This is a genomic window from Pseudonocardia pini, from assembly GCF_013870575.1.
Classification (GTDB): domain Bacteria; phylum Actinomycetota; class Actinomycetes; order Mycobacteriales; family Pseudonocardiaceae; genus Pseudonocardia; species Pseudonocardia pini.
The window spans coordinates 1-2,549 of sequence record NZ_JACBXB010000790.1 but is presented as its reverse complement, the minus strand read 5'-3'; the positions used below and the strand labels follow the sequence as shown (position 1 = coordinate 2,549).

The 2,549-nt window shown below is 70.6% G+C and carries 3 protein-coding genes and 1 pseudogene; all 4 read left to right on the top strand.

Going from position 1 to position 2,549, the window contains the following annotated elements:
- Positions 1-417: pseudogene (locus tag H5J29_RS28980) on the top strand (hypothetical protein); the annotation flags it as partial.
- A gap of 134 nt (positions 418-551) precedes the next feature.
- Positions 552-1,907, top strand: coding sequence for a cytochrome P450 (locus H5J29_RS28975; protein WP_312858464.1), 1,356 nt, complete (start codon positions 552-554; stop codon positions 1,905-1,907).
- 1 nt (position 1,908) lies between these two features.
- Entirely contained in the window at positions 1,909-2,109 is a 201-nt protein-coding gene (locus H5J29_RS28970; protein WP_181784155.1) for a ferredoxin, read from the top strand.
- Between the two features lie 113 nt (positions 2,110-2,222).
- The coding region (locus H5J29_RS28965) for an FAD-dependent oxidoreductase (protein ID WP_181784154.1) at positions 2,223-2,549 on the top strand (327 nt) is incomplete at its 3' end.

The window sequence follows — 2,549 nt, the reverse complement described above, 5'->3', positions numbered from 1 at the left end:
GCCGGGACGGCGGGCCGGTTCGTCGAGATCGGCGAGCACCCGCTCGCCTGGTCGGACCACCGCACGGACGTCCGCACCTACCGGTACCTCGGCACGGAGGACAGCGCGACCCTCTCCGTGGGGCGGGGGCCCGCAGGCCGGTGGGACGTGTGGATCGACCCCGCCGGGCTGCCGCCCGCCCGGCGGGGTGGGGTCTCCGAGCTGCTCGACGCGGTGAAGGTGCTGGTCCCACCGCGGTCCCCCGTCTTCACCTCGGTGCCGGTCTGCTCCGCCGCCGCACTCGCCCTCGTCGTCGGCATCGGGTTCCGCCCGCTGGGCGCCGAGGTGCTCTTCCCCGATCCCGACCTCGACGGCGACCCGGACGATCTCACCGCCGCCGAGGCGGCGGTCGAGACGGCCGACGACGCCGCCGCCTGACGCTGTTCTCTCCCGATGGGGGGACCGGGACGCCCTCCGCGAGGGATGTCGAGGCCCCTCGCTTTCCGCACACTTGTGACAACGGTGCGTAATCCGTCCCGAACCCGGCGACGCACCCCGACCAGGAGGCTCCCGTGAGTACCGACACCTCGTTCGACAGCGACTTCGCGACCGAGTTCGAGAACGACGAGGACGGCGTCGTCATGCTCCCGGCCACCGCCGAGCGCAAGCCCGCGCACTACCCGGTCGACATCTCGACGAAGGCCTTCTGGAACCTCACCTCGGAGGAGCGCGAGGAGACCTTCAAGGTCCTGCGCGCCGAGCAGCCGGTCTCCTGGCAGCGCCCGGTCGACGACGCCGTCACCCCGGACCCCGACGACCCCGGCTACTGGGCCGTGGTGAAGCACGCCGACATCGTGCAGGTCAGCCGGGACAACGAGACCTTCGTGTCCGGCCAGGGCGTGCTGTTCGACCTGCTGCCCCCGATCTTCCTCGAGCTCACCCAGTCCTTCCTCGCGATGGACAACCCGAAGCACGACATGCTCCGCAAGCTCGTGTCGTCCGCGTTCACGCCGAAGCAGATCAAGCTGATCGACGACAAGATCAAGCTGGCCGCCAAGGAGATCGTGGACTCGTTCGCCTCGGACCCGTCCGGCGAGGTCGAGTTCGTGAGCGTGTGCTCGGAGAAGCTCCCCACCCGGATCTTCTCCGACATCATGGGGATCCCCGAGGAGTTCCGCGAGCAGACGGCGAAGTCCGCCGCGGACATCGTGGCCTGGGCGGACCCGGAGATCCTCGGCGACCGGCTCGCCGACGAGGTGCAGATCGAGGCGGCGACGATCCTGCACGACATCGCCGAGCAGCTCATCGAGCTCAAGCGCAAGGAGCCCGGCGACGACCTGCTGACGGCCCTGATCGCCGCCGAGGTCGACGGCCGCAAGCTCGACGAGTTCGAGATCGGTTCCTTCTTCGTGCTCATGGCGGTGGCGGGCACCGACACCACCAAGCACACGACCAGCCTCACCATGCGCGCCTTCACCCACTTCCCCGAGCAGAAGCAGTGGCTGCTGGAGGACTACGACGCCCGCATCGGGAACGCCATCGAGGAGTTCATCCGGTACGCGTCCCCGGTGATGACCTTCCGCCGCACCGCGGTCAAGGAGACCGAGCTGGGCGGGCACCCGATCATCCCCGGTGACAAGGTCGTGATGTTCTACCCGTCCGGCTGCATGGACGGCGAGGTGTTCGAGAACCCCGAGAAGTTCGACCTCTCCCGCGAGAACGCTCGGCTGCACGTCGGGTTCGGCGGCGGTGGAGTGCACTTCTGCCTGGGCAACCAGCTCGCCAAGTCGATGCTGCGAGCGATCTTCAAGGAGCTGCTGTTCCGCATCCCCGAGTTCGAGGCGGGGGAGCCGGAGCTGCTCGGCACCAACTTCATGCGCGGCGTCAAGCGGATGCCGCTGCGCTTCACTCCCGAGAAGGTGGACTGAGATGGGCCTGCGGATCGAGCTCGACCCCGGCAAGTGCAGCGGCCTCGGCCTCTGCGAGGCGGAGGCCCCCGAGCTGTTCGAGGTCCAGGACGACGGGTCGCTGACCGTGCTCGACGAGCGCCCGTCGACCGACCGCCGCGCCGAGTGCGAGGCCGCCGTCGCCTCCTGCCCGACCGAGGCCCTGCGCCTCCTCGAGGACTGACCCCTCCTCGCGACCGTCTCCCGAACCGACCGCGCTCCCCACGCGGTTCCCCCGCCCCGGCCCTCCTCCCGCACCCGAGGGCCGGGGCGGCCCTCTCTGCACAGGAGTCCGAAGTGGAACACCTCGCCGTCGTCGGCGCGTCGCTGGCCGGGATCCGGGCCGTGGAGTCGGCCCGCCGGGTCGGTTTCACCGGCCGGATCACGCTCGTCGGCGCCGAGGAGCACCTGCCCTACGACCGCCCCCCGCTGTCCAAGGCCTACCTCGACGAGGCGGAGCCCGCGGACGTCACCTTCCGCACCGAGGACCACCTCCGCGACGAGCTGGGTGTCACCCTGCGGCTCGGGGCGCCCGCGACGGGGCTCGACCCCAAGGCGCGGGTCGTGTCCGTCGGCACGGCGGAGCTGGCGTACGACGCCCTCTCCGGGTGCGCGGCCAGCAGC

Excerpts from the sequence above, each read along its gene's own strand:
- H5J29_RS28970 (WP_181784155.1), top strand. The coding sequence starts at position 1,909 with ATGGGCCTGCGGATCGAGCTCGACCCCGGCAAGTGCAGCGGCCTCGGC.